Origin of the sequence: Rhizobium sp. WSM4643 (assembly GCF_025152745.1) — a bacterium.
GTDB classification, from domain to species: domain Bacteria; phylum Pseudomonadota; class Alphaproteobacteria; order Rhizobiales; family Rhizobiaceae; genus Rhizobium; species Rhizobium leguminosarum_I.
Window position 1 is genome coordinate 1 of record NZ_CP104041.1, and the last position, 21,771, is coordinate 21,771.

The 21,771-nt window shown below is 60.1% G+C and carries 20 protein-coding genes; 14 read left to right on the top strand and 6 right to left on the bottom strand.

Annotation, left to right across the window (positions count from 1 at the left end):
* From repA to N1937_RS23930, 9 genes are all read left to right on the top strand, one after another.
* Complete coding sequence (repA, locus tag N1937_RS23890) at positions 1-1,194, top strand: plasmid partitioning protein RepA (RefSeq protein ID WP_003550127.1); 1,194 nt, start codon at positions 1-3, stop codon at positions 1,192-1,194.
* 3 nt (positions 1,195-1,197) lie between these two features.
* Positions 1,198-2,199, top strand: a complete 1,002-nt coding sequence (repB, locus tag N1937_RS23895; protein WP_260059449.1) for a plasmid partitioning protein RepB — start codon at positions 1,198-1,200, stop codon at positions 2,197-2,199.
* Positions 2,200-2,353: 154 nt separating this feature from the next.
* A complete protein-coding gene (repC, locus tag N1937_RS23900) occupies positions 2,354-3,649 on the top strand; it encodes a plasmid replication protein RepC (RefSeq protein WP_260059450.1) in 1,296 nt (431 codons plus the stop codon).
* Positions 3,650-3,763: 114 nt separating this feature from the next.
* Positions 3,764-4,648, top strand: coding sequence for a dihydrodipicolinate synthase family protein (locus N1937_RS23905; RefSeq protein ID WP_260059451.1), 885 nt, complete (start codon positions 3,764-3,766; stop codon positions 4,646-4,648).
* Between the two features lie 7 nt (positions 4,649-4,655).
* On the top strand, positions 4,656-5,333 hold the full coding sequence (locus tag N1937_RS23910; RefSeq protein ID WP_170276273.1) for a GntR family transcriptional regulator: 678 nt from the start codon (positions 4,656-4,658) through the stop codon (positions 5,331-5,333).
* Between the two features lie 55 nt (positions 5,334-5,388).
* On the top strand, positions 5,389-6,717 hold the full coding sequence (locus N1937_RS23915; protein ID WP_017967365.1) for an ABC transporter substrate-binding protein: 1,329 nt from the start codon (positions 5,389-5,391) through the stop codon (positions 6,715-6,717).
* Positions 6,717-7,655, top strand: coding sequence for a carbohydrate ABC transporter permease (locus tag N1937_RS23920; protein ID WP_260059453.1), 939 nt, complete (start codon positions 6,717-6,719; stop codon positions 7,653-7,655). The genes N1937_RS23915 and N1937_RS23920 overlap by 1 nt, the downstream gene beginning before the upstream one ends.
* The gene (locus N1937_RS23925) at positions 7,655-8,470 is read left to right on the top strand and encodes a carbohydrate ABC transporter permease (protein WP_170279704.1); all 816 of its coding nucleotides are present in this window, start codon (positions 7,655-7,657) and stop codon (positions 8,468-8,470) included. The genes N1937_RS23920 and N1937_RS23925 overlap by 1 nt, the downstream gene beginning before the upstream one ends.
* A gap of 18 nt (positions 8,471-8,488) precedes the next feature.
* Positions 8,489-9,469, top strand: coding sequence for a sugar kinase (locus N1937_RS23930; protein WP_260059455.1), 981 nt, complete (start codon positions 8,489-8,491; stop codon positions 9,467-9,469).
* Positions 9,470-9,494: 25 nt separating this feature from the next.
* Here N1937_RS23930 and N1937_RS23935 read toward each other — a convergent pair whose 3' ends face one another.
* The 3 genes from N1937_RS23935 to N1937_RS23945 form a co-directional block, all read right to left on the bottom strand.
* Positions 9,495-10,340 (bottom strand): carbohydrate ABC transporter permease, encoded by an 846-nt coding sequence (locus N1937_RS23935; RefSeq protein ID WP_017967361.1) that lies wholly within the window; start codon positions 10,338-10,340, stop codon positions 9,495-9,497.
* A gap of 5 nt (positions 10,341-10,345) precedes the next feature.
* Positions 10,346-11,284, bottom strand: coding sequence for a carbohydrate ABC transporter permease (locus tag N1937_RS23940; protein ID WP_222280675.1), 939 nt, complete (start codon positions 11,282-11,284; stop codon positions 10,346-10,348).
* Between the two features lie 88 nt (positions 11,285-11,372).
* On the bottom strand, positions 11,373-12,620 hold the full coding sequence (locus tag N1937_RS23945) for an ABC transporter substrate-binding protein (protein ID WP_162115646.1): 1,248 nt from the start codon (positions 12,618-12,620) through the stop codon (positions 11,373-11,375).
* Positions 12,621-13,189: 569 nt separating this feature from the next.
* On the opposite strand from N1937_RS23945, the gene N1937_RS23950 reads away from it, so the two are divergent.
* Entirely contained in the window at positions 13,190-14,224 is a 1,035-nt protein-coding gene (locus N1937_RS23950; protein ID WP_170259694.1) for a LacI family DNA-binding transcriptional regulator, read from the top strand.
* A 19-nt stretch (positions 14,225-14,243) separates the two neighbouring features.
* Here the strand turns inward: N1937_RS23950 and N1937_RS23955 are convergent, their stop codons facing one another.
* The gene (locus N1937_RS23955; protein WP_260059456.1) at positions 14,244-15,179 is read right to left on the bottom strand and encodes an alpha/beta hydrolase; all 936 of its coding nucleotides are present in this window, start codon (positions 15,177-15,179) and stop codon (positions 14,244-14,246) included.
* Positions 15,176-16,324 (bottom strand): Gfo/Idh/MocA family protein, encoded by a 1,149-nt coding sequence (locus tag N1937_RS23960; protein ID WP_260059457.1) that lies wholly within the window; start codon positions 16,322-16,324, stop codon positions 15,176-15,178. Before N1937_RS23960 ends, N1937_RS23955 begins: the two co-directional genes overlap by 4 nt.
* Positions 16,325-16,607: 283 nt before the next feature.
* On the opposite strand from N1937_RS23960, the gene N1937_RS23965 reads away from it, so the two are divergent.
* Positions 16,608-17,426 carry a sugar phosphate isomerase/epimerase family protein gene (locus N1937_RS23965; protein WP_260059459.1) on the top strand — a complete coding sequence of 273 codons (819 nt, stop codon included), beginning with the start codon at positions 16,608-16,610 and terminating at the stop codon, positions 17,424-17,426.
* A 91-nt stretch (positions 17,427-17,517) separates the two neighbouring features.
* Here N1937_RS23965 and N1937_RS23970 read toward each other — a convergent pair whose 3' ends face one another.
* Entirely contained in the window at positions 17,518-18,279 is a 762-nt protein-coding gene (locus tag N1937_RS23970; protein WP_260059460.1) for a DeoR/GlpR family DNA-binding transcription regulator, read from the bottom strand.
* A 247-nt stretch (positions 18,280-18,526) separates the two neighbouring features.
* Here N1937_RS23970 and N1937_RS23975 point away from each other — a divergent pair, with 247 nt between their 5' ends.
* The 3 genes from N1937_RS23975 to N1937_RS23985 all read left to right on the top strand — a co-directional run bounded on the left by N1937_RS23975 (position 18,527) and on the right by N1937_RS23985 (position 21,639).
* Positions 18,527-19,327: a class I fructose-bisphosphate aldolase gene (locus tag N1937_RS23975; RefSeq protein ID WP_260059461.1), complete on the top strand. Its 801-nt coding sequence runs from the start codon at positions 18,527-18,529 to the stop codon at positions 19,325-19,327.
* Positions 19,328-19,330: 3 nt separating this feature from the next.
* Entirely contained in the window at positions 19,331-20,266 is a 936-nt protein-coding gene (locus N1937_RS23980; RefSeq protein WP_260059462.1) for a PfkB family carbohydrate kinase, read from the top strand.
* A 227-nt stretch (positions 20,267-20,493) separates the two neighbouring features.
* Complete coding sequence (locus tag N1937_RS23985) at positions 20,494-21,639, top strand: ABC transporter ATP-binding protein (protein WP_017967352.1); 1,146 nt, start codon at positions 20,494-20,496, stop codon at positions 21,637-21,639.
* The last annotated feature ends 132 nt before the right edge of the window (positions 21,640-21,771 follow it).

The following is a 21,771-nucleotide window of genomic DNA, read 5'->3' on the forward strand; positions in this document are numbered from 1 at the left end:
ATGCAGCCGAGTCTTGCTCTTCAAGACGATCAAGAGCACCTCCCATCGCTTCTGGCAACAGATGCGAAGGAGTTATCCTATCAACTTCAGCAGCATCAGGCAAAAATCTTTCCCCCGCTCTCGCAAAAGACCATCAGAACATTTTCGCCGGCGGAAGCTGCAGCCTTTATCGGCATCGGCGAAGGTTATCTCCGCCAAGTAGCCGCCGACGGCCATGGGCCCGATCCGCTCGCAAACGGACGGCGGCTTTACAGTGCAACGGACATGGACCGGATTCGCCGGGTCCTCGACGAGCGAAACGGAACGCCGAAATATGTGCCGGCCCGCCGGCCCGGGGAAAAGCTCCAGATCATCTCCGTCATGAACTTCAAGGGTGGCTCGGGCAAGACCACTACTGCGGCCCATCTGGCGCAGTTCATGGCGCTTAGGGGCTACCGCGTGCTCGCCGTCGACCTCGATCCGCAGGCCTCCTTGTCCGCCTTGTTCGGTCATCAGCCGGAGTTCGACGTCGGAGAGGGCGAAACGATCTATGGGGCGATCCGATATGAGGAGCCGCGCCCCATCGCCGACATCGTGCGCGCCACCTACACGCCCAATCTGCATCTCATTCCGGGCAATCTCGAGCTGATGGAATTCGAGCACGAGACGCCGAAGGCGATGGCGTCGGGTACGGCGGAGACGATGTTCTTTGCCCGCATCGGCGAAGTCCTGACGGAGATCGAAAGCCTTTACGACGTCGTGGTCATCGACTGCCCGCCGCAGCTGGGGTTCCTGACGATGTCGGCGCTCTGCGCGGCCACCTCGGTCTTGATCACGGTCCACCCGCAGATGCTGGATGTCATGTCGATGTCGCAGTTTCTGACGATGACGAGTGAGTTGATGTCGGTCGTCGAAAAGGCCGGAGGGCGTACCAGCTATGACTGGATGCGCTATCTGGTGACGCGGTTCGAGCCGAACGACGGACCGCAAAGCCAGATGACCGGCTTCATGCGGGCGATCTTTGGCAATCGAATGCTCCACAACGCCATGGTGAAGTCGACGGCAGTGGCCGACGCCGGCGTCACCAAGCAGACACTCTACGAGGTCGAGCGGTCGCAGTTCACACGCGGAACCTACGATCGGGCTCTGGAGTCCCTTAATCTCGTGAACGGCGAGATCGAGGCGCATATTCGCTCGACCTGGGGGAGGAAATAGCAGATGGCGCGCAAGAACCTCATCGAAATTTCCGCTCCAAACCCGGAAAGGATGGACGCAGTCGCACCGCGTGACAATCGCCCGATCGCCGGATTCGTGCCGCAGGAGCGCAGTGCCGCGCCTGTCGGCGGTATCACCAAGACGCTCGGCAACATTACCGAGAAGATGGAGCGGGCAAGTGAGCTGGAACGGCAGCTCGCTGCCGGCCAGACCGTCGTCGAACTCGATCCCGGACTGATCGATGCTTCCTTCGTCAGCGATCGATTGGCGATCGACGCGGCCGAACTCGCGCAACTTGTCGAGCAGATCCGCGAGCATGGGCAGCAGGTTCCGATCCTTGTCCGCCCTCATCCCGAAACCAGGGGACGCTATCAGGTCGCCTACGGCCATCGGCGCCTAGCTGCCACCCGAGAAATCGGCATCCGGGTGCGCGCGGTCGTCCGCGATCTCACCGACGGTCAGCTGGTCGTCAGCCAGGGACAGGAAAACAGCGCTCGAACCAATCTCTCCTACATCGAGCGCGCGCTCTTCGCATCGCGGCTCGAGGAACGCAGCTTTGGCCGCGATGTCATCATGGCGGCTCTCGGCGTGGACAAGGCGGCGCTGTCGAGAATGCTGATCGTCATACGACAGGTTCCCCTGGACCTCGTCAACGCCATAGGTGCGGCACCTGATATCGGCCGCCGCCGATGGTTGGAATTGGGCGAGCGGCTTGAGAAAGCCGACGTCGACAAGATGATCGTGGAGTTGTCCGCGGACGACGCGCGCAAAATTTCGAGCGACGAGCGGTTTCAGCGGGCACTCGTTCTGGCAACGAAGAAGACGGCTGCGCCGAAACCGGCGGTGGCCAAAACCCAGGTTAGTGGCGTGCCTGTCATGATCAAAAAGACAGCGTCCGGTGCAACCTTCGTCTTCGACGCCAAGACCGCACCCGGTTTCGATCAATTCGTCCAGGAAAGGCTGAAGGGCCTGTTCCAGGAGTTCAACAAGGACAGAGGAGCGTAGCGCGCAAAAGAAAAAGGCCCCCAACGACGCCGTCGTGGAAGCCCTTCTCAGATCTTAAGCACATCGAGAATCGCATTTCCACGAATCACAGTCAAGCGTCTTAGGCACCAAATTGGTGGATGGTTTTCTTTTGCCTGAACGAAGGTAAAGGCAAATGGAGAGTGGATATGTGACGACGCCCTTTGGGCGGCGGCCGATGTCTCTTGGCATGCTGGCAAGCCAGCAACTGGCCGAGACCATCGAGCCGGGGATGAAGCGCAGCAAGTGGAAGCTGTTCAGGGCGATCTGCGAAGCGCGGCCGGCGCTCGGCGTTACCGATCGGGCGCTGACGGTGCTCGACGCGCTTCTGACCTTCTACCCAGACGACGAGATCTCCGAGGAGAAGGGCCTGATTGTCTTCCCGTCGAATGCGCAGCTTTCGCTTCGCGCCCGCGGCATGACGCCAGCGACCCTCAGGCGGCATCTTGCCGTTCTGGTCGAGGCCGGCCTGATCCTGCGCAAGGACAGCCCGAATGGAAAGCGCTATGCGCGACGCGACAGGGCAGGGACCGTCGGCGAGGCCTTCGGGTTCAGCGTAGCACCGCTTCTGGCGCGTGCAGTGGAAATCGAAAACCTGGCCGCCCAGGCGGTTGCCGACCGGGAACTGCTGCGCGCAGTCAGGGAACGGTTGACCATTTGCCGGCGCGACATCTCCAAGCTGATTGCGACGGCCTTCGAAGAAGAGGTCTCCGGTGATTGGGAAGGCATTTCGGTGATGTTTCGAACGCTCCTCGCCCGGATTCCGCGCGTGGCGACCACTGAGCAATTGACCCCGCTACTCGATGAGATGGGGTTGCTTCGGGCTGAAATCGTCAACTTGCTGGAAAAGCAGATAAACACACAAAAAATAGACGCCAATGAGTCTCAGATTGAGCATCACAAACAGAGTTCAAATCCCAACTCCTCTCATGAACTTGAACCAAGCTTCGAAACGAAGCAGGGCGAAACGGCAGTTGCCGATCTTGAACCGAATGCCGGACCGCCGGACGAGCAAAGACTGAAACAACCGAAGCTTTCCGGCAACAGGGCGGGGGGCGCCGCCGATCCAGGGGCCGGGCATAACCTGAAATCCTTCCCGCTCGGCCTCGTCCTCCAAGCCTGCCCCGGTATTCTCGACTACGGGCCTGGCGGAACCATCGGCAACTGGCGAGATTTGATGTCGGCTGCTGTCGTCGTGCGCTCGATGCTCGGCGTCAGTCCCTCGGCCTATGAGGAAGCCTGCTCCGGCATGGGGCCGGAAAATGCCGCCACCGTGATTGCCTGCATTCTGGAAAGGGGAGGCCACATCAACTCGCCCGGCGGTTATCTCAGAGATCTGACCCGCAGGACCGAGAGGGGTGAGTTTGCGATCGGCCCGATGCTGATGGCGCTCGTGCGGGCGAACGCGCCAACAGCAAGGCGTGCCAGTTGACCGGAGGTAAGCCGCGGCCGCGACAAATCGTGTAACGAGACGGTGTGCAATCACCTCTTTACATCTAACATGTTAGTCTGCTACATCTGAGCCGGTAATTGGGAGGAGGCATATTTGACACAAAAATTCGGGCTCTCAGTCGCTCTCGCCACACCATTCGACAGCCACGGCGGCATCATGATCGAGGCGATGATCGAGCAGGCACGGCGAAGCCTCGCGGCCGGATGTTCGAGCGTGACGCTGTTCGGGACGACGGGTGAAGGTTCTTCCATCGGAACCAAGGAACGTGAACGTGTTCTCACTTCCATGCTTGATAATGGGATAGCAGCAAAGCAAATCATCGTCGGCGTGCTGGTCGACGCGGCCGAGGATGCGGCGATGCAGGCCGGGCATGCGCTTTCCGAGGGAGCCCGCAATATCCTTCTTGCTCCCCCTTCCTACTTCAAAAACGTCACTGACGACGGCGTCTTCCAGTGGTTTTCGGCTGTTTTCGCCATCCTGGGCGAGAAGGCGCGAGACATTATCGTCTACAACATTCCCTCGGTCACCATGGTCCCGCTGAGCGTATCGCTGATCGGCCGGCTGCGGACCGCCTTTCCCAATATCGTCACGGGCGTCAAGGATTCTTCCGGCGACTGGCCGTTCACGGAAGCGCTGTTGAAGGCGCATGGCGATCTTGTCATCCTGGTGGGGGACGAACGTCATCTGGCGAAGGGCGTGCGGCTTGGCGGCCAGGGTGCGATCTCCGGCATGGCGAATTTCGTACCCCACGAAGTCAAGCTGATGGCAGAAGACGGCAAGGACGATTCCCGCATCGAGGATTTCGTTGACGAACTGCTGAAATTTCCGGTGACCGCTGCTGTGAAAGCGATGGTCGCTCACCTCACGTCGGATGAAATCTGGCTTGCGGTTCGCCCGCCACTCGTTTCAATATCCGGCGAAGGGCAGGCGCAACTCGCTCTTGCGTTCGACACTCTTTTCCGCTCGAAAGCGGCATAGGTTGGACATGCTTCTGGGAGAGGCGATGGACGGAACGGACGAGCAGCCGACACTGCGGGAAAAGGCGTATGAGAGCTTCACACGCCACCTTCTTGCGCGTGACGTGCGCCCCGGCCAGTTCGTTTCGCAGCGCCGCCTCGTTGAGCTGACGGGGTTGACGCTTGGCGCCATCCGCGAACTCATCCCGAGGCTCGAAGCCGAAGGCCTGATCAAGACGGTGCCCCAGCGGGGGTTGCAGATTGCGCATATCGACCTGAACCTTATTCGCGAGGCGTTCCAGCTGCGCGTCTTCCTGGAGAAGGAAGCAGTCGCGCTTTTCACCCGCTCTGCGTCGGACGAGACGATCGCCGGGCTGCTGAAGCAGCATCGAGATATCGCCGACGCCATTCGAAACGGCGATGGATCGCACGAGTTGGAGGTGCACGCGCAAGCTGTCGATTGGGGCATGCACGATGCCTTTATCGATGCGCTTGGAAATACCATCATCTCGAATGCCTACCGGGTGAACTCGATCAAGATGCGCCTGATCAGTCAGGACCGTTTTCGCATCGATGGTCACGTCGGACCTGTCATGGGCGAGCATCTGAAAGTGCTCGAGGCGATCGAACGACGATCGGCGGAGGACGCCGTCAACAGCCTTGTCGCACACATCAATCACGCAAGAGATCGTGCGCTCAGGATATAATCGGAAATAAACAGCCGGGGGTGAGGAGATCGCCGGCAAAAGGAGGAGGTACCACATGTCATCGTTTTTGAACCCGACGAGGCGCGGCTTTCTGGCGGGTACGGCCGCTTTTGGCGCCAGCAGCATGCTCGGCGTGCGGTTGGCATCGGCTGCCGTCGATTGGAAGCGCTTTGCCGGCACGACGCTCGAAGTCAACCTGGTCAAGAGCCCACGCAGCGAAATACTTCTGAAGTACCTGTCTGAATTCGAGGAACTCACCGGCATCAAGGTCAATGCCGAAGCGACGCCCGAACAACAGCAGCGTCAGAAGACGACCATCGAGCTGAGCTCCGGCAAGCCGAGCTTCGACGTCGTGCACATGAGCTATCATGTCCAGAAGCGGCAGTTCGAAAAGGGCGGCTGGCTTGCCGATATCGGCGGTTTCCTCAAGGACCCCTCTCTGACCGACCCGTCTCTGGTTGAAACCGACTTTGCCGAAGCCGGCCTGACTTTTGCCAAAGATCCGGACGGCGTTCTGCGTTCGCTTCCATTCTCGGTCGATTACTGGATCATCTATTGGAACAAGGCGCTGTTCGAGAAGAAGGGGCTTTCCTACCCGACGACGTTCGAAGAACTCGCCAGTGCTGCGGAGGCGCTCACCGATCCTTCGAGCAACACCTACGGCTTCGTCGCCCGCGGCCTGAAGAACGCCAATACGCCGGTCTGGACGTCGCTGCTGCTCGGCTATGGCTCGAGCCCGCTCGGCCCTGATGGCAAGCTGCGCACGACATCGCAGGAAGCGATCGATGCGGCCAAGCTCTATCAAAGGCTGATGACCAAGACAGCCCCTCCCGGCGTCTCCGGCTTCAACTGGGCCGAGGCGCAGTCTGCCTTTCTGCAGGGCAAGATCGGCATGTGGCTGGATGGCGTTGGTTTTGCGCCGCCGATCGAGAATCCGGAAAAGTCGCGCGTCGTCGGCCAGGTCGGTTACGGCATCATGCCGAAAGGTCCGAAGGCACAGGCCGCGGGCACTTTCGGCGACGGGCTTGGCGTCGTCGCGGCAAGCCAGAAAAAGGAGGCCGGCTATCTCTTCTGCCAATGGGCGATTTCGCATGAAATGGGCGCGCGTCTGCTGCAAGCCGGCGCCGGTGTTCCTTTCCGCCAGTCCGTCCTCGAGGACGCAAAGGTTCGCGAAGGCGTCAAAATGCCGGGTGCATGGCTTGATGCCGTCGTCGGTTCCGGCAAGATCTCGCAGCTCGCGCTGCCGGTCATCATTCCGGTCACCGAGTTCCGCGACGTCTATGGCGTCGGTCTCACCAACATGATCGGCGGCGCCGATCCCGAAACAGAACTGAAGGCAGCGACGGCACAGTTCGAACCCGTCCTGGCAAAAAGCGAGGGATAATGGCCTCGACAAGCATCGAAACGGCTGCCGTGGCCAAGACGTTGAAAGGAAGGAGCAAACCGGACCGGTTTGCTCCCAACTACTGGCCGTTCGTCATCCCGGCGCTCATCGTCATAGCCGCCGTCATCGTCTTTCCGTGGGTGTTTACGGTCTGGATGAGCGTCAACAGCTGGACGCTCGGCCAGTCGCAGGTCTTTGCGGGGCTGGACAATTACGTACGCCTCGCCACCGACATGCGTTTTTGGGAGTCGCTGTGGCATACGGTGGTCTATACGACGCTCTCGGTGGTGGTTCCCCTGTTTCTCGGGACGCTCGCGGCGCTGATTTTCGATGCTCAATTTCCGTTGCGCGGTCTTATACGCGGCATATTCGTGATGCCGATGATGGCCACACCCGTCGCCATTGCCCTCGTCTGGACGATGATGTTCCATCCGCAGCTCGGCGTCCTTAACTATCTCCTCTCCTTCATCGGCATCGGCCCGCAGGAGTGGATCTATAATCAGAGCAGCGTCATCCCGTCGCTGGTGCTGGTCGAGACCTGGCAGTGGACGCCGCTTATCATGCTGATCGTGCTCGGCGGTCTGGCAGCGGTTCCGCGCGAGCCCTATGAAAGTGCTGAAATCGACGGCGCCAATGTCTGGCAGAAATTCCGCTATCTGACGCTGCCGATGATCGCGCCGTTCCTGATGATTGCCGTGATCATCCGCAGCATCGATGCGGTGAAAAGTTTCGACATCATCTATGCCATGACCCAAGGCGGTCCCGGCACGGCGTCGGAGACGATCAACATCTATCTCTACAACACCGCTTTCGCCTATTACGATATCGGCTATGGTTCGGCGATGGCGGTTATCTTCTTCATCCTCATCGTCCTGCTCTCCTTCGTCCTTATGATGCTCCGGCAGCGCGTGAACTGGTCCGACGGGGAGGCACGCTGATGAAGCGCAAGACACTCGATCGCATCGGACTGCTGTTTGTTGCCCTGGTGATGATCTCGCCGGTCGTCCTGTTCTTCCTCTGGATGATCTCGCTGTCACTGAAATATGAGATCGACAGCGGCGCCTATCCGCCGATCTTCATTCCGGAGCGCTTGGCCTGGTCGAATTATCTGAAGGTCTTCGAAGAGAACAACTTCTTCCTCTATCTTTGGAATTCGGTGCTGGTGACGGGTGCGGCCACACTTCTGGCGCTGCTGATTGGCGTACCGGCCGGATACGGCATCGCACGGCTGAAGGCGGAGAAGTCCGCGATGGTCATCATGATAGCGCGCATGACGCCCGGCCTTTCCTTCCTGATCCCGCTCTTCCTGCTGTTCCAGTGGCTGAACCTGCTCGGCACACTCATGCCGCAAATCATCATCCATCTCGTCGTCACCGTGCCGATCGTCGTGTGGATCATGATCGGCTATTTCGAGACGACGCCGATGGAGCTGGAAGAGGCTGCAAGCATCGATGGTGCAACACCCTGGCAGGTTTTCCGCCTGGTCGCCTTGCCGATCGCCAGGCCGGGCATCGTCGTCGCCTTCATCCTGTCGGTCATCTTCTCGTGGAACAACTTCGTCTTCGGCATCGTGCTTGCCAGCCGCGAGACGCGCACGCTTCCTGTTGCGGTTTACAACATGCTCTCGTTCGAACAGGTCAGTTGGGGACCGCTCGCGGCTGCCGCGTTGATCGTCACCTTGCCTGTGCTGATCTTGACGGTATTTGCGCAACGGCAGATCGTGGCGGGCCTGACGGCCGGAGCCGTCAAGTGAGCGGGTGAGATAACAGTTTTGACGACTTCTACTGCCTTCGAGCAGCCTCCAGGTCTGGCGCGCCGCGTCTTGTGTGTCGGCGCGGCGGTTATGGACACCCTGTTTCGCGTCCGTTCGCTACCCACCGGCCAGGGCAAAATTCTGCCCTACGACATGCTGAAGATCGCCGAGGGCATGGCGTCGAGCGCCGCCTTTGCGGTCGCCCGGCTGGGCGGCCATGCCAGCCTCTGGGGTGCCGTCGGCAATGACGCCACCGGCGATCGCATCATTGCCGATCTCAGCGAGAGCGGTATAGATACGAGCGGCATGCTGCGTGTGGAAGGCGCCCGCTCGGCGATCTCTACCATCCTTGTCGATGATCAGGGCGAGCGCCTCATTGTGCCTTTCTACGATGCGGGCCTGCACGAGACGGTCAAGCCGGTCACAGCAGAGGACATTTCTTCTTTCGACGCGGTTCTGGTTGACGTCCGGTGGCCGAAGCTCGCACTGCGGACGCTGTTGGGAGCCCGAGAGGCAGGCAAGCCGGCCATTCTCGATGGTGATGTCGCAAGCGATGGCGTGATCGAGATGCTGGCGCCGGCAGCCAGCCACATCGTGTTCTCGCAGCCGGCGGCCGAACGGCTTTCTGGAGCAGCCGAGCTGGTGAAGGTCGTCGGCCTTTTGAAACGAAAGTTCGAGCATGCTTTCATCAGCGTCACCGCTGGCGAATACGGCTGCTTCTGGTTCGATGACCTGACCGGCGAAGTCGTCCATCTTGCCGCTCCGAAGGTGAGGGCCGTCGATACGCTCGCAGCCGGCGATATCTTCCATGGCGCTTTTGCGCTGGCTACTGCGGAAGGCATGCCAATCGAAAAGACGATGCGCTTTGCATCCATGGCGGCGGCGCTCAAGTGCCAAGTGTTTGGCGGTCGTACCGGGGCACCTAACAGAGCCGAGGTCGGCGATGCCCTGCGGGATTGGGACGTCGGCGTTAGCCGCAGCGCTTTGCTCCCGTTATGAAATTCGAAACGCGATCAGCGCCCCATCAGCTTTTGACTGAGCCGGCGGTCATGCCCGCCAGGAAGTAGCGTTGAGCAACCAGATAAAGGACCAGGAGGGGCAGGGAACCGAGCACGCTCATCGCCATCATCTCGTTCCATTCGAAGGCGTGCTGGCCCATCAGAAGCTGGATACCGATCGGAACCGTTCTGAGGTTCATCGATTTCGTCAGCGTCAGCGCAAAGAGGAATTCGTTCCAGGCTAGCAGAAACGTGTAGACCGCCGTGGCGACGATCCCGGGGATGGAGACGGGAACGATGACGCGCCAAAGCGCCGTCCAGCTCGAGCCGCCGTCGACAAGGACGGCCTCGTCCAGTTCTTTCGGCAGCGTGTTGAGATAGCCTGTCATCAGCAGGACGGCGTAAGGCAGGGTGAAGACCATGTAGGTGAGGATCAGCGCCAGATAGGTATCGAAGATCCTGAAGGCGACCACCATTCCGAAATAGGGGATGAGAAGGGTGATCGGCGGAACGGTCTGGGTGCTGATGATGAAGATGTTCAAGGTGTTCTTGAACCGGAACTGATAGCGGCTGAAGCCGTAGGCGGTCACGATCGCGACGACCAGAGTCAGGCAGGTGACGACGCCGGCGACAAAGTAGCTGTTGATGAAGAACCGGACTTTCACCGGATCGTTGAAGATCGTCAGATAGGCGGCCACCGTAAAATCATCCGGCAACAGCCGCGGCGGAAGCGCGAAGATTTCCGTATTCGATTTCAGTGAGCTGAAAAACATCCACACGATCGGAAAGGTGGAGAAGACAAGACCGATCGCCAGGCCGAGATAGGTCAGGATGGTCGGCAATGCCGAACTCTTGAAGGAACGCTTTGCCATGGCGGTTACCTGCGCTGCTGGTGTTTGATATAGAAATAGGTAACGCTCATCGAGATAATCAGGATGATCATCGCACTCGCCGAAGCCAGTGAGAATTCGTACTGGGAGAAGGCGAGCTTATAGGTGAAGGTGGAAAGCACTTCCGTCGAATAGATCGGGCCGCCGCCCGTCGTCATCCACACCAGCGGAAAAACCTGCATCGTCCAGATGAAATCGAGGAGCGCGATGCTGATGATGATCGGCATCAGCTGCGGAATGGTGATGTACCAGAACTTTTGCACTTCGTTCGCGCCGTCGATACCGGCTGCCTCGTAAAGCTCCTTCGAAATGCCCTGGAGGCCGGCGAGCAGGCTGACCATGTAGAGCGGATAGCCTGCCCAGATGTTTGCGAAGGTCAAAGCGTGAATGGCGGTGCGTGTCGACGAAAACCACTCGACCTTGAAGTTGATGATATGGAGCGCCATCAGCACGCTGTTGATGACGCCGTTCGGGTCGAGCAGCAGGCGCCAGATGATGGCGATGATGACGGCGGTGAACAGCCAGGGCAGGATGAAGAGTACACGCAGGATGCTGCGAATAAGCGGATCGACGCGGTTGGTGTTCAACAGCAGCGCGAATGCCAGGCCGATGATGAAGTGGAAGACGACGCTCATGATCGTGAAGTAAAGCGTCTGTACCACCGACTGCCAGAAGACCGGATTTTCGAAGATGGTCATATAATTCTGGACGCCCGCGAAGGCAGCGTCCTTTTTCATGATGGCGCCATCCATCAGCGAATATCTGAAGACCATCACCATGGGGAACAGCATCAGCAGCACAAGCAGCAGGCTCGCCGGCGAAACGTAGAAATACGGCACCAGCTTCCTCAAGGTGCTGTAACGAAGCCATCCTTTTCTCCGCGCTTTGGATTGCGCAACGACCAGAGCCGTAGCCGAATGGTTCATGAGCTGTGACTTTCTATTCTGCCGAAATTTGACGACTTGCACCGGCAGCGCCTGTTTGCGCTGCCGGTGATCCGTGAAAGCGACGTGCTTAGAACTTCGCCAGCCAAGCCTTCTCGGTGTTGGCAGCTGCCTCCTTGGCTGACTGCCCGCCGTCGAACATCTTCTGAACTTCGACATTCATGTCGCGCATCAGCTCTTCGGCAACCGGAAGGCCGACGAATTCGTTCGCCGGATAACCGCTCTGGAAGATTTTGAAGGCTTCCGCGAAGATCGGGTCCGAGGCCACGAAGTCCGGCTTGGCATGGACGTTGCCGGGGAAGGCGTTGGCAATCGAGACCAGACGGCCGTTGACGTCAGGGCTCATCAGGTATTCGACGAGCTTCCAGGCCTCTTCCTTGTGCTGGCTGCCCTCGCTGATGCCGATGCCCCAGGACGCATAGGGCATGCCGCGCTTGCCTGTGTAGCCGTCAGTGGCCGGCAAGGCGGAGATGCCGAAATTGAGCTTCGGATTGCGCTCGCGGATGAGGTTCACATGGGCGAGGGAATCCACCATCATGCCGACGCGGCCGTTGACGAATTCCTCGACCTTGTCCTGTTCCTTCTTGGCGAAGATGCCGGGAGAAATAACGCCTTCCTTGTTGAGGGAGGCGATATAGTCGAGCGTGCCGACGACGGCGGCATTTTCGAGGTCAGGCTTGCCGTCCTTCATCATCGAGGCGCCGGAGGCCCAGACCCAGGACATCACGTCGTTCTGGATTCCACTCGGAGACTGCAGCGACAGCGGCAGAACCCAGCCGTACTGGTTCTTCGAGGCGTCGGTCATCTTCTTCGCGGCTTCGGCGAATTCCGTGCGCGTGGTCGGCAGCTTGTCGACGCCGGCTGCCTTGGAGATATCCAGATTGACGAAGACCGGGTAGACGAAGGATGCCAGCGGGAACATCACGCTCTTGCCATCGACCTTGACGATATCGGTGATCTGGCTCTTGTCGTATTTCGCCTTCTCCATCAGTTCGTCCATCGAGGCGATCGCGCCCTGCTTGGAGAGCCCGTTTACCCAGGCACCATCCAGCCCTACCACGTCGCTCAGCGTTCCGGAGGCTGCGCCGACGACGATCTGGTCACGCGTCGTGGCATAGGGACCGCTAACCAGCGTCACCTTAATGCCGGGATTTTTGGCCTCGAAATCGTTCATAATGCCGCGCAGGGCGCCGGACGGCATTTCGGGTTCCCACCATTGAATGAACTCGATGGTGGTGTCGGCAAACGCGGATGTGGCGCAGAGCGCCCATACCGCTACGGCCGCCCGCATGGTCACGCCGAATTTTCTGATATTCATCTGTGCCTCCCAAAGATCAGTTATTCGATCCTCCTCAAGATCGTAGGCAAAGTAGGTTCCCTGGAGCCCCTTGCTGTCAATGAAGAACTGCGATCGGGAAAAGATGGGAGGCCGGGATGCACGGTGCGTGTTGAGTTAAATCATTGATGGAAAACAATAAAATTGATTGACATCGGCAGTAATTTTCTACAGCATTTGTGTTGCTTGTGATGCATTTTTTCTTTACTTTCGTAAACAAATGAAAGTTTACCCAACAGAATGAAAAGCGTGGAACCTGGCGTCTTCACTGCAAATTTGGGAATTTGGGGTGCTGAAACAAGCACCTTTTGCAACCACGCGGCGCAGACGGTGCAATTCGCAGTGAAGGGAATATTTCGATTTTCGAAAGGGAGGGCGGAGCCTGCACCAAAAACGACGGATCACGCCGGCTTACGCGGTGATTTTCGACGCTTCAGGATCCGAAGATCACCTGTACAAATTGCCGAATGCGTGATTTGGCGCGCCAGAGGATCGGCCGTTGCGTGAATCATTGCCGATCGGTTGTCGTCGTCGCGCCAGTAAGGAATTGAATGGCCAAGAAAAACTATAAATCGATGGACGACTTCGCGACCGCCGCCGGCGTCTCGCGTCCGACCTTGTCGAAATATTTCGATGACCCCTCGCAGATCAAGGAGGTGACCCGCAAGCGGATCGAGGCGGCTCTGAAGAAGTCGCATTTCGAGCCGAACCTTTTCGCGCGGCATCTCAATCGCAAGCGGACCAGGAATATCGGCATTCTGGTCCCGACCATGTCGGATCCCTTTTATGTGCAGGTGGTGTCGCTGATTGAGCTGGAGTTGCGTGAAAGAGGATTCTGGCCCGTCCAAATCTCTTCGCACACGAGGCCGGAGCTGGAGGCGGAGGCCGTTCGGACTCTGCTCTCGCTGAAGGTCGCGGGTGCGATCGTGGCGCCGCTCGGAGCCGGTTCGCGCCGTTCCGCGCTGGAAAGGCTGAGGGATGCCATACCCGTCGTCTGCTTCGACAATCCTGCCGACGCCGACCTTCCCTATGTCGGCAACGATAACGCTCAAAGCATGGCAGCCATTGTGCAATATCTCTGCCGGTCCGGTGAGCCGCCGATCTTCCTGGAAATTCCGCATATGACCGAAAATGCCGGCGAGCGGCAGGAGAGCTACCGCGCGACCATGGCGAGGGAAGGGCATACTGCGCTGGTCATCGATTGCGACGCGCCACCTTCCTGGGAATTCGAGCGTCTCGGATACGAGCAGATGCAGAGAATTCTTGGCACTGGCGGTCTTCCGGGCAAAACGCTCCTATGTGCCAACGACCGCTTCGCTTTCGGCGCGATGGCAGCCGCCTTTGCGTCGGGACTGAAAATCGGCCGTAGCGACACGTGCGACGTGCGCATCGCCGGACACGACGATCACCCGCTTAGCCGATATACCTGTCCGTCACTGACGACCATGGCCCAGAACGCACCCGAGATCGCCGCGAAATCCGTGGAGCTTTTGCTGGCGCATATCGAAAGCGAGGATGATGGAACGACCCCTGTGACGAACAGGGTGATCCTCGAAGCGACGCTTGTTATGCGCGACTCGGCTTGAGACCGGGCGGGTTCCCGTCTCAACGGGCAAGCGCAGGGTCCATGGCGCGCCATGCCATTGCGATGGCTTCAAGGGCCTCTTGCGCCTCCGGAATGGCCCCCCGCTTCGATACGAAGCCATGGATCTGTCCGCGCCAGGTCCGGGTCGTTGCCTTCGCCTCAGTGCCGAGCCGCTCGGCATAAGCGGCCCCTTCGTCGAACAGCACGTCGTATCCGGCAAGGATCACCAGTGCCGGCGCCACGCCCGTCAGCGACGCCACGCTCAGCGGCGAGGCGCGCCAATCCGACCGGCTTTCGGCGTCCGGCAGGTAGTGGTCTCGGAACCATTTCATCGCTGCGGCCGTCAAGCCGAAACCCTCTTCGTAACGTGAGTAGCTGTCGCTTGTCTGCAACTGGTCGGTCACTGGATAGATCAACACCTGTCCGATGATATCAGGCACCTGTCCGTCCCGCGCCAGCAGGGCGACGACGGCGGCCAAATTGCCGCCGGCGCTATCGCCGGCAACGATAATCCGCAAGGGATCGATGCCGAGCTCATCCGCATGCTCCGTCATCCAGACGAGTGCGGCGGCGCAGTCGTCGATCGCTGCCGGAAAGGGATGTTCGGGGGCGAGGCGATAGTCGGGCGAAACCACCACGGCACCCGCCATATTGGCAAGCGTCCGGCCGATATCCTCATGAGTTTCGGGCGCGCCGATGACAAAGCCGCCGCCATGGAGATAAAGCAAGGCCGGTGCGCCCTGGCGCGGCGCAGCGCGGCCGCGCCATATCTTCAACCTGACGGCGCCTACATGCCTTTCCAGGATCTCGGCCACGTCTTCGAGCGGCCGCTGGATGTCTGCGAAACTATCGAGATACTGCTGCCGCGCCAGCGCCGGGGTGCAGCTTTCGACCGGCGTTTGCGGGTCGCCAGGCCACGCTAGGGCGCGTTTGGCGGATTCGTCCAGTTCTGTCATGCCAGCAAACTCCTCGCTTCGTCTTCCCGCAATTCTTTCGGCTGCGCGACGATACCCGAAATGGTCTGCGCCGTACCGGTTTCACCTGCACGCAGGATCGCTTCCATGACTTCGAGCACGTGCAGTGCCAGATCACCCGAAGCGCGGGGCCTACGGCCTTCGATGATTGCGCGCGCGAGATCGGCAAGACCCAGCATGCGGTAGTTGGCCCGATCAGGCGCTGCGATCGGCCAATTGACGGCACCGAACAGTTCGCCGGATGTATCCGTTTCCTGCCAGGGCGCGCCGCGGCTGGAGAGCGCGACGGAGCCGCCGAAATTGTCGGGGTCGGGCAGGCGCAGCGAGCCTTCGGTTCCGTGGAGCTCGATGGGGTGATTGGAGTGGCGGAAGACGTCCCAGGAGGTGCCGAAGGTGACCGTGGCGCCGCAATCGAATTCCAGCAGCGACAGCACACTGGTCGGCGTGCCGACCTTGAACGTGGTGCCCTGCTTCGGTCCCTCCGCCGTGATGAGCCGCTCTTCCTGCCCGCTTGTGGCGACGGCCTGCACACGGCGGATCGGCCCCATCAGATTGACCATCATCGTCAGATAATAAGGCCCCATATCCATCAGCGGGCCTGCGCCGGCCTGGTAATAAAAGCTGGGATCCGGATGCCAGTGCTCCATGCCGCGCCCCATCATGAAGGCTGTTCCAGTCACCGGCTTGCCGATGGCGCCGGCTTCCATCTGCCGCCGGGCATGGCGTCCGGCCGCCCCGAGGAACGTGTCTGGCGCCGAGCCGAGCATGAGGCCCGTTACGGCGGCGGCATCCACCAAGCTACGTCCTTCGGCGGCCGTGACACAGAGCGGCTTCTCCGTGAAGACATGCTTGCCTGCCGACAGCGCCCGTATCGAAACGTCAAAATGCGCAGCCGGGATCGTCAGGTTGAGGATGAGGTCGATGTTCCTATCGTCAATGAGGCTATCGACGTCAGCCGCCCGCAGATCGAACTCCGCCGCGCGGCGCTTGGCGGCGTCTGTGTTGAGATCTGCACAGGCGGTGATTTCGACGCCGGAAAACAGCGGCGCGTTGCGCATATAGGCGAGTGAAATGTTGCCGCATCCCACCACGCCGATCCTGAGTTTCATACCATTGGTCTGTGCCATCTAAGAACCTGATTTTGCCGTTGCGGGTGCGAAGGGGTTGAGGGGCGCGTTCAATTTTAATCGCAAGGAATAAAATATATTGACGTACGGTAACATTTGACCATACGTAATGGCAAGACGCTGGCGTCGCAATCCCCGCTGAAGAGCCCGCCGTTCCGGTCTTCGGCCGCCTCTCCAGGCGGAGGAGGTTTGGCAAGGCCGGCGAAGCCTCCGAGGATTGCACGCGCGGGGAAGTCGCCGGCTTCGGTATAGGCTGCATCAATGGACAGGTCAGGATTAAGAAATGAAAAATGCTGAGCTGCAGATCGGCTGCCAGACATTCACCTGGGAGATGCTGGGTACCGGTTGGGGCGGCGGTCCGGACGATCTGGTGCGCGCCATTGCCGACGGCGGATATGCCGGTATCGAAATCACCGACACGATGATCGGTCACTACGCGCTCAAGCCTGCCGACTTTGCCCGCACCCTGACGGACGCCGGTTTGGCGCTGGTTTCCTTTGCTTTCGGCTCCGCCAGCGGCTTCACGGTGGCGGAAAAGATTGTCTCCGATCTCGACACGGCGCGGCGATGGGTCGATTTCGCGGCGAATTTTCCCGGCGCGATGATATCGATGGGATCGGCGACGGTCGTCTCGGACGGTCCGCGCGATGAGAAATTCGCCATTGCGGCCGAGTGCTACAATCGGGCGACCGAGATCGGACAGTCGGCCGGCGTTGCCGTTGCTGTTCATCCTTCCTCGCACCACAACACGCTGCTCTTTACCCGGAACGAGTATGATCGCCTGTTTGCTCTCTTGGACCCGCGGGTGGGTTGGGTGCCGGATACCGGCCATATCCTGCGAGGCGGCCAGCAGATCGGCGATACGCTGGCGGCCCACCGGGACCGGATCCGCTACGTGCATCTGAAGGATGTCGACGCCGACGGGACCTGGGCGATGCTCGGCGAAGGCGTCTGCGACGTGCCTACCGTGATTTCGGCCGTTCGGGATGCGCCGAACTTTATCGGCTGGATCGTGGTGGAAGAAGAATCGGACCATGCCGGATCCGATCCTGCCGCCGCCGTTCGCGCGAACCGCGAGACGCTTCGACATCTGGGGTTTTAGCCCATCTCGATTTCCCGGGATCGGCCGGGGCCTTCGGCCCGCGCCAAAGCCTCGTTCGGCTCTCGTCTGAAATGGACAGATGGACTGCAGGTCACGCGTAGCGAACCTCCACGCCCAGCTTGTCCAGCCGGTGGCGAATGCTGTGCGGCATGTTGCTGTCCGTGATGATCAGATCGACGCGCGATAGTGAGAAGGCTTTGGAGGAAGCGCCGATGTCGAATTTGCTCGAATCCGCCACGAGGACGACACGCCGGGCCATGCGAACCAGGTTGCGCTTGGTCCGCGCCACGTCCTCGGAGACATCGACGACATCGAAGGCCTGATCGATCGCGTGGGCGCCGACAAAAGCCTGGTGGGCGACGAGGCCGCCGACCGCCTTGTCGGAGTCCTGTACGATCGTGCTCACGGTACTGGGAAACACGCGGCCGCCGATCATGTGCACGTCGAGCCCTGGCCGGTACATCAGATGCTGGGCGATGTTCATTGCCGTTGTCGCAACCACGACGTTGTTGACCGGTGGCATCTGCATGGCCACCTGCAGCAGCGTCGAACCGCTGTCGAAGACGATCGACTGATTGTCGATGATCTGTCGCGCAGCCATCTGGGCGATGCGTCGCTTCGCATCGAAATTGCGTTGCATGCGTTCCTCGAAGGCCGCTGCCGGCGAGTCGGATGGCAGGGCGATTGCACCGCCATGCGTTTTGATCAGCTGCTTCTTGGCGTCCATGATTTCGAGATCGGAGCGGATCGTCACTTCCGAGACCTTGAAGAATTCCGCGAGCTGGCGGGTGCGTGCCTGACCGACCCGTTGAAGTTCCAGCATGATCTGCTGCCGCCTCTGTTCTGCAAGCATATGTGATCCCGACCTGTCGCGTTTTGCGACCATATGACTTTTGAAAAACGAAAGTTCGCCCGCCTTATCCTGCGGCTCGTGCTATAAAAAATAGCCGCATGATGACGAAAATGCACGTCAAAAATTCGTCATCCACGTAAAAACGAAAGAAATCGAAATATTGAATATTTGTTTGTTTTCGAGTTAGGGTTTCCTCAGCATCGGCGCCAGCAATCGTAAAGCCGGCAATCACAAAGGAAATATCGCCATGGGTCTCGGAACCAAAGTCCGCCTCGCACGCCTGTTCTCGAACCCATCGGGTCATCTGTTCGGAGGCGCCGTCGATCATTTTGTCGGTTATGGCAATGTGCGTGAGGGCGGGCTTGCCGACCTGCCGGGTGCGCTGAGACGCGTCATGGCGGGAGGCCCCGACTATATCAGTATCCAGCCCGGCGCGGCGCGCCACCTCTGGTCGGAATATGCCGGAAAGGCAGCGCTCGTCATTCAGGGCGGTTGCTTCACCGCCGACGACCGCATTCGCCAGCTCATTGCGACCCCGGAAGACGCGGTGCGTTATGGTGCGGACGCTCTGGCTGTCGCCATTCCCGTGCGCGGCGCCACCGAAGGAGAGTATATCCGCTGGCTCACCGATACGGTCAACGCCGCCGCCCGCTTCGAGATGCCGGTCGTCGCCCATGTCTATCCCCGCGATTTTTCCGACGGCGGCAAGATCGTGTTCACCCCGGATGAGATTGCCTATGCGGTGCGCATCGGCTTCGAGGCCGGCGTCGATGTGATCAAGGTCGGCTACACCGGCGATTTCGAGTCCTTCCGCGAGACCGTTGCGACCTGCCCGATTCCGGTCGTGATCGCCGGCGGCCCGAAGACCGATACGCTGCTTGGAGCGCTCGTCCAAACGTCGGAAGCATTGCGCGCCGGGGCCAAAGGCGCGGTCGTCGGTCGCAACCTCTGGGGTCACGGCGATACGACCATGGCCGCACGCGCCTTCAAGCTCGTCATTCATAAGGGGATGACGCCGGAGGATGCGCTGGCGGCGGCCGGTGCTTGAGACGTGTCGCGCCCTTTCCAGGTTCTGGGCTTCGGCGCCCTGGCCATCGATGACATCATCTATGTCGATCGGGGGCTGACGGCCGGCAAGGGGAAGGTGACGAAGCGTGCCACGGACCATGGCGGCAACGTGGCGACGGCCCTTGTTGCCGTCGCCCGGCTTGGCGGGCGCGCCGGCTTCATCGGCTGGCTCGGCGATGAGCGGGCGGCCGATGTGGCGGCCAGCGAGCTCGAGCGCGACGGCGTCGACATATCGCTGGCTCCCCGCCACGCTGATGCCGCGCCGATCCGCTCGGTGATCACCGTCGGTCCCGACGGCGACCGGTTCATCGCTTATGACGACGATGTGCTGCACGGCACGTCGGATACGCTGCCCGACGATGTTCTGATGCAGGCTCCGGTGCTGCTGATCGATGGCTACGCCACGCACTCGGAACGGGTCGTGGCGCGCGCACGCGCCTTGGGCCTGGCCGTGATTGCCGATATCGAATGGACGGTCGGTGCCGCGACCGACCGAATCCTGGCTTTTGCCGATCACCTAGTGCTGCCGCTTGCCTTCGGGCGGGAGTACACCGGTGAGAGTGATCCCACGATGATCCTGGACAAGCTTTGGTCAAAGGATCGGTCCGCGGTTGTCCTCACTGATGGCGAACGAGGGACCTACCTCCGCCAGAAAAGCGATGCCACCTGGTGGCATGTGCCGGCGTATCAGGTTCAGGCGGTCGATACGACCGGCGCCGGTGATTGTTTTCACGGTGCCTACGCCCTTGCCCTCGCGGAGGGGAAGAGCCCGCTTGATTGCACTGCCTATGCCACGGCGGCGGCCGCCATTTCCGTGACCGCACGGGGAGGGCGCAGAGGCCTGCCGGATCACCGGACGTGTCTGGCATGGATGGCGGCGGAGAATGCGCCCATGCCGCTCCCGATGCGCCAATCATAAAAGTTACGCGCGATAAAAAATATAGTTCCGCAAATAATTTTTAATTTTCTGTAAAATATCTATTTCTTTCAAAGAGATATGCAGATCGTCTGACCGATTACAGCGAGTTTTCCTCGATTCTTTTGTTGACTTTGAAGCTCAGTCCTGAGCCTTCTTGTCGAAACGATCGGAGATGGCAGGGAGCGCTGTCTGAAGGTGCGATCCGGACCGGTACGGGAGGACGAGACGTGGCTGTGGTTGTACTCGACAAAATCTGCAAGACCTATGGAAACAGCTACCATGCGATCAAGGATCTGAGCCTGACGATCCATGATGGCGAGTTTCTGATTCTGGTCGGGCCGTCCGGATGCGGAAAGTCGACCGCTCTGCGCATGATTGCCGGGCTCGAGGAAATCAGCAGCGGAACGTTGAGCATCGGCGGTCAGGACGTCGTGGATCTCGCGCCCAAGGACCGGGACATTGCCATGGTCTTTCAAAGCTATGCGCTTTATCCGCACATGACCGTCTTCGACAACATTGCCTTTTCGATGAAGCTGGCCGGAAAAAACAAGGCCGAACGCACCAAGCGCGTGCATGAGATTGCCAAGATCCTGCAGCTGGAGCCCTTGCTGGGCAATAAGCCCGCACAGCTTTCCGGCGGCCAGCGCCAGCGTGTCGCGATGGGCCGCGCCATGGTCCGCGAGCCCGCGGCATTCCTCATGGACGAACCGCTCTCGAACCTCGATGCGAAGCTGCGGGTTCAGATGCGGGCGGAGATCGCAAGCCTGCAGAGACAGCTGGGCGTGACGACGATCTACGTGACGCACGACCAGACCGAAGCGCTGACCATGGGCGATCGGGTCGCGGTGCTGAAGGGCGGCGTGCTTCAGCAGGTGGATACGCCCAGGGCTCTCTATCACCGGCCGGTCAATGCGTTTGTCGCCGGCTTTATCGGCTCGCCGTCGATGAACCTTTTCGAAGGGCGTCTGGCGGGCGGGCGGATCCATCTGCCGGGCTTCTCCATTCCCTTGTCCGACGGCGCCACCGAGCGCGCTCCCGGCCTGTCCGCCTTTGAGGGAAAGGACGTGATCTTTGGGGTCAGGCCCGAGGACCTCTACGACAGCCGGTTGCCGTCAGGCGCCTCCCATCCGACGATCCCGGTTGTCGTGAAGTCGATCGAGGAGCTCGGCTCCGAGTTGATCGTGCATTTGAAGATCGATGCGGTCCGGATCGATTCGGGCGACCCCGATGCCGTCGAAGACCTGAGCGGGGCCGCCAATGCCGTCGCGCGGTTCGAAGCGGTCAGCGCGGTCGAGACGGGCCAATCGATCGATCTGGCCATCGACCCGGCGAAACTGCACTTTTTCAATCCTCAAACACATATGGCGCTATGAAGTGAGGAGGGAGAGCCGACACGCCGGTGGCGGTCCGGCCAGAAGACGTCGGCAACGTTCGATGTCTTGAAATCATTCCACCCGACGCCGAAACCAGCGTTCATTTTCACTACCCGACCCGAAGGGCTTATC

What these genes read in the sequence shown, in the direction of transcription:
- N1937_RS23970 (WP_260059460.1), bottom strand. Translation starts at nt 18,279, where the DNA reads ATGCTTGCAGAACAGAGGCGGCAGCAGATCATGCTGGAACTTCAACGG.
- N1937_RS23915 (WP_017967365.1), top strand. Translation starts at nt 5,389, where the DNA reads ATGTCATCGTTTTTGAACCCGACGAGGCGCGGCTTTCTGGCGGGTACG.
- N1937_RS23940 (WP_222280675.1), bottom strand. Translation starts at nt 11,284, where the DNA reads ATGAACCATTCGGCTACGGCTCTGGTCGTTGCGCAATCCAAAGCGCGG.
- N1937_RS23935 (WP_017967361.1), bottom strand. Translation starts at nt 10,340, where the DNA reads ATGGCAAAGCGTTCCTTCAAGAGTTCGGCATTGCCGACCATCCTGACC.
- N1937_RS23965 (WP_260059459.1), top strand. Translation starts at nt 16,608, where the DNA reads ATGAAAAATGCTGAGCTGCAGATCGGCTGCCAGACATTCACCTGGGAG.
- N1937_RS23950 (WP_170259694.1), top strand. Translation starts at nt 13,190, where the DNA reads ATGGCCAAGAAAAACTATAAATCGATGGACGACTTCGCGACCGCCGCC.
- N1937_RS23960 (WP_260059457.1), bottom strand. Translation starts at nt 16,324, where the DNA reads ATGGCACAGACCAATGGTATGAAACTCAGGATCGGCGTGGTGGGATGC.
- N1937_RS23910 (WP_170276273.1), top strand. Translation starts at nt 4,656, where the DNA reads ATGCTTCTGGGAGAGGCGATGGACGGAACGGACGAGCAGCCGACACTG.
- repA (WP_003550127.1), top strand. Translation starts at nt 1, where the DNA reads ATGCAGCCGAGTCTTGCTCTTCAAGACGATCAAGAGCACCTCCCATCG.
- N1937_RS23925 (WP_170279704.1), top strand. Translation starts at nt 7,655, where the DNA reads ATGAAGCGCAAGACACTCGATCGCATCGGACTGCTGTTTGTTGCCCTG.
- N1937_RS23945 (WP_162115646.1), bottom strand. Translation starts at nt 12,620, where the DNA reads ATGAATATCAGAAAATTCGGCGTGACCATGCGGGCGGCCGTAGCGGTA.
- repB (WP_260059449.1), top strand. Translation starts at nt 1,198, where the DNA reads ATGGCGCGCAAGAACCTCATCGAAATTTCCGCTCCAAACCCGGAAAGG.
- N1937_RS23920 (WP_260059453.1), top strand. Translation starts at nt 6,717, where the DNA reads ATGGCCTCGACAAGCATCGAAACGGCTGCCGTGGCCAAGACGTTGAAA.
- N1937_RS23975 (WP_260059461.1), top strand. Translation starts at nt 18,527, where the DNA reads ATGGGTCTCGGAACCAAAGTCCGCCTCGCACGCCTGTTCTCGAACCCA.
- repC (WP_260059450.1), top strand. Translation starts at nt 2,354, where the DNA reads ATGGAGAGTGGATATGTGACGACGCCCTTTGGGCGGCGGCCGATGTCT.
- N1937_RS23955 (WP_260059456.1), bottom strand. Translation starts at nt 15,179, where the DNA reads ATGACAGAACTGGACGAATCCGCCAAACGCGCCCTAGCGTGGCCTGGC.